At 44.7% G+C, this 3,665-nt stretch carries 5 protein-coding genes; 2 read left to right on the top strand and 3 right to left on the bottom strand.

Annotation, left to right across the window (positions count from 1 at the left end; genetic code table 11):
• On the top strand, positions 1–1,140 hold a 1,140-nt coding region (locus RMO35_RS07150; protein ID WP_309739666.1), incomplete at its 5' end, for an AAA family ATPase.
• A gap of 61 nt (positions 1,141–1,201) precedes the next feature.
• Here the strand turns inward: RMO35_RS07150 and RMO35_RS07145 are convergent.
• From RMO35_RS07145 to RMO35_RS07135, 3 genes are read right to left on the bottom strand one after another with little or no spacing between them, the layout of a single operon-like run.
• The gene (locus RMO35_RS07145; RefSeq protein WP_309739662.1) at positions 1,202–1,972 is read right to left on the bottom strand and encodes a Uma2 family endonuclease; all 771 of its coding nucleotides are present in this window, start codon (positions 1,970–1,972) and stop codon (positions 1,202–1,204) included.
• Between the two features lie 23 nt (positions 1,973–1,995).
• Positions 1,996–2,415 (bottom strand): transcriptional regulator, encoded by a 420-nt coding sequence (locus RMO35_RS07140; RefSeq protein ID WP_309739660.1) that lies wholly within the window; start codon positions 2,413–2,415, stop codon positions 1,996–1,998.
• Positions 2,399–2,698 (bottom strand): type II toxin-antitoxin system HigB family toxin, encoded by a 300-nt coding sequence (locus tag RMO35_RS07135; RefSeq protein WP_309739658.1) that lies wholly within the window; start codon positions 2,696–2,698, stop codon positions 2,399–2,401. The genes RMO35_RS07140 and RMO35_RS07135 overlap by 17 nt, the downstream gene beginning before the upstream one ends.
• A 305-nt stretch (positions 2,699–3,003) precedes the next feature.
• On the opposite strand from RMO35_RS07135, the gene RMO35_RS07130 reads away from it, so the two are divergent.
• On the top strand, positions 3,004–3,665 hold a 662-nt coding region (locus tag RMO35_RS07130), incomplete at its 3' end, for a serine/threonine protein kinase (RefSeq protein WP_309739656.1).

Genomic DNA, 3,665 nt, shown 5'->3' with positions numbered 1-3,665 from the left:
GAGATCAAAACGATCGCCCAAAACAAAAAGGCTAGCGACGAAACTGAAGATCGCGTGATGCCCGAAGTCACCGAAGAAGACATCGCGCACATCGTCGCTTCGTGGACTGGCGTACCCGTGAGCAAGCTCACCGAATCTGAGTCCGTCAAACTGCTAAATATGGAAGAAACCCTCCATCAGCGGTTGATCGGTCAAGAAGAGGCTGTCAAAGCTGTCTCCCGTGCCATTCGCCGCGCTCGGGTCGGCTTGAAAAATCCCAACCGTCCGATCGCCAGTTTCATCTTCTCCGGCCCGACTGGAGTTGGTAAAACCGAGTTAACCAAAGCGTTAGCAACTTACTTCTTCGGTTCCGAAGACTCGATGATCCGCCTGGATATGTCCGAGTACATGGAACGCCACACCGTATCGAAACTGATCGGTTCGCCTCCAGGTTACGTCGGCTACAGCGAAGGCGGTCAACTGACCGAAGCCGTCCGTCGTAAGCCTTACACCGTCGTCTTATTCGATGAAATCGAAAAAGCGCACCCAGACATCTTTAATATGCTCCTGCAAATTTTAGAAGTTGGTCGCCTAACGGATGCTAAAGGTCGCACGGTAGACTTCAAGAACACCTTGATCATCCTCACCTCCAACGTCGGTTCTAAAGTAATCGAAAAAGGCGGCGGCGGTCTCGGATTCGAGTTCACCGACAACAAAACCGAAGCTACTTACAACCGGATTCGCAGCTTGGTCAACGAAGAACTCAAAAACTACTTCCGTCCAGAGTTCCTCAACCGTTTGGATGAAATCATCGTCTTCCAACAGCTTACCAAGCCAGAAGTCAAAGAGATCGCCGACATTATGCTCAAAGATCTCTTCGGTCGCCTGACTCAACAAGGCATCCAGCTTGAAGTTACCGATCGGTTCAAAGACCGTTTGATCGACGAAGGCTACAATCCTGCCTACGGTGCGCGTCCGCTCCGTCGGGCGATTATGCGCCTGCTCGAAGACATCCTCGCCGAGGAAATGCTCTCCGGTCGTCTCAAAGAAGGTGACACCTCGATCGTCGATATCGGCGAAGATGGCAAAGCAGTCGTTACTCCCAAGCAGGAAGCAATTCCCGCTGCGGCACCAGACTTGCTAGCACCAGTCGGCGAATAATCGATTTAGAAATCTAATATTAGTTTAAAAGGTGTACTGTAGAGTACACCTTTTTTTGAGTTTATTGAGCTATTGCTAAATTCTGTCGCACCCACAGCCGAAACTCCTTTCTAGCTTCACTCATCAATATTTCCGAACGCTCTAAAATGCGCGAAAATCCCTCATTAATCGGTAGCGTGGGAAATAATGAACTAGTCGGAGATTCTTGATAATGCCCCTGCAACAGTACAAAAATCGCTAATTTACCTTGCCGATATCGCCAAATTTCTGGTACGCCCAGAGCTTCATAGGCACTTAGCTGAGTAGCCGAAGTTAAATCTATTTCGATTGCCAGATCTGGAGGTGGATCGATTGCTAAGTCTAGTCGTTTCTTACCAACTATTGCTTGACAATTTTTGAGATAAAAGCAATCATCAGGCTCGATGCCAGTTTTCATCCGATCGTTTTTAAATGTAGTCGAACCCAGTGATTCCCAGGGCAAATCTAATTCTTCCAGCAACACGACGAGTAAATTACTAACCAAGACTTTAATCCGTTCGTGTTCCGGCAATGGCATTCTAATTTCTAATTCCCCATCATAATAAGCAATCCTAGTAGCTCTCTTTTCGCCTAATTCGAGCAACACCTGCTCGAATTCTGCCCAGCTCACATCGGATAGATAGATTCGTTGTCCTGCACTAAGTTTGATGCGGTTTAGAGATATTGACGTTACCATGCCCATGCCGATCGATTTGAATAAATTATAACAAGTTTGCAAGATACCCGACTTTTTAAAAAGTCGGGTATCTGTTTTACTGCTGCAACCGATATAATAACTGCTATGAGTGAGCATAATTTTTCATAGCTTAGCGATCGCTAAATAAATGCACTTGCAGAAATATTAAAAATCTCTCCTAATTTCTTGGCTTGTGCTTTACTAATAGCCCGCTTGCCATTAACGATCGAAGATACCAGACCTTTTGATGGACTGAGTACACCTACCAAATCTACTTGCTTCATATCTCTAGCTGCCATTAAATGCTGGAGCAGTTCGTGAGGTGCTGTCTGCGACCATTCTTTGAGTAAATATGTTTCCTCTTCATAGTCTTTAATCAGCTTAACTAATAATCTAAACAAGACTGTTTCTTCAATAGTACGATGCTGTTTTTTTGAAATTAGTTTTTCAGCTTCAGTCAAAAATTGTTCGTATTCTTCTTTTGTTTCAATAATTTTGGGAATAATGCGATCGCGCTCTAATATATCGATATAGTTCTCTTGGCTAATAGTATGAGTCATTTTTCCACTGCTCTTTATCATATTCGGCATGGGTTAAAAAATACTTAAAATAAGCTACTTGTTCCTCATAATCAATATCGAGAATCAGTCGATATTTATTACCTTTAATATTGAAAACAGTAAAGTTACCAACAGCTTCAGCCGTTCGGTAGTCTTGCTGTACGTCGATTAGATTCTGCCATGCTGACTTCTCGACCTTTTTGTAAAAGTTCTTAATTATTTCCGCTACATCAGGATATAAGGCGGATGCTTCTTTGAGCTTGCCAGCAGAAATAAGGTGCATAGGAGCTTGCCTTGAGATATTTAGGATTAGTTATGTCAAACAACATGCAGCAAGTATGGAGAGTTATATGCTTCTATCTAAGCATGTTTGCACATTGAAAACTAACTGTCAACACCAGCCCAAGTTACTTAGGATCTAAAAGTGACTGCCTATCTTTTAGCCAATATCGTTGAAGGTGGCAAAAATATTTATATAATTGGGGTCTAGCTGTAATTTTTCTCATCTTCGCATTGCATATTCTGTAATATTTATTCCCAATCTTTGAATAACTAAGTACGTTGCTCACTTGCCCTTACTATCCAGGTATGTCAAAACTAACTTGCACTCGAAACAACTGTAACGGCACGATCGATGATGGTTATTGCGATACCTGTGGGATGGCGGTACTCAAGTCTCAATCCGAACTAGATATGGTGCTAGCAGCAACGGCCAGCAACAAACCAGCTCAGGCATCCCAAAGTCTGAAAACCTCACGCCATAGTGCCTCAGTCACCAGTACCGGATCGAGTCCCACTAATAATCGATCGTCGCGCGGTACCCGGCGGAGTGCGCCGACAGTGGGCAAAAGCAGTCGCCGCCAACTGGGTGCGGGATTGGTTTCGATTCCCGAATTGCCATCCACTGCGCCAGAATTAGCGGTGCTCGTCGAGGCGAAGGTACCTGAGAATAAACGGTTTTGTGCGGGTTGCAATCAGGCTGTCAAAAGAGATAAAGGTTTTTGCACTAAATGCGGGCAAAAATATAATTTTGTCCCCAGTCTCGCGCCTGGGGATGTCGTCGGCGGACAGTATGAAGTTAAAGGCGCGATCGCGTATGGTGGATTAGGCTGGATTTATCTGGGATTCGACAATTTGTTATCCCGATATGTCGTCCTCAAAGGCTTGCTAAATAGTGAAGATGCCGCGAGTGCGGCGGTAGCCTTAGCCGAACGGCAATTTTTGGCAGCAGTCAAACATCCGAATATCGT

This window comes from Chamaesiphon sp. OTE_20_metabat_361, from assembly GCF_031364565.1.
The sequence above is the reverse complement of the archived record's forward strand: the minus strand, read 5'-3'. Positions and strand labels throughout refer to the sequence as shown.